General features: G+C 66.1%; 1 protein-coding gene. It reads right to left on the bottom strand.

Translation table 11 applies throughout. The features are described from left to right. Positions 1 to 200 (bottom strand): FUSC family protein (locus SB772_RS44870; RefSeq protein ID WP_410839135.1); only part of this gene is annotated, 200 nt, incomplete at its 3' end. Between the last annotated feature and the right edge of the window lie 42 nt (positions 201 to 242).

Below are 242 nucleotides of genomic sequence, written 5' to 3'. Positions count from 1 at the left end.
AAGCCGACAAAGGCCCCGATCGCCGTGCCGCAGGCCATCTGAAACGACATGCGCTTGGGGTTCGGCGAAGCCGCCGACAGGCCCACGGTGACCGTGGCGATCAGCGTCATCATGCCCCCGCTGGGCCAGTCGCTGAGCAACCAGTAGCTGCCCAACAGCAACAGCACCGCCGAAGCGCGCACACCGGCCGCCAGTGACACCAGCCAGCTGGTTGACCGCGTTGAACACCAGGTTGGAGAACG

The organism is Paraburkholderia sp. SIMBA_030 (assembly GCF_046535245.1).
Classification (GTDB): domain Bacteria; phylum Pseudomonadota; class Gammaproteobacteria; order Burkholderiales; family Burkholderiaceae; genus Paraburkholderia.
The sequence above is the reverse complement of the archived record's forward strand: the minus strand, read 5'-3'. Positions and strand labels throughout refer to the sequence as shown.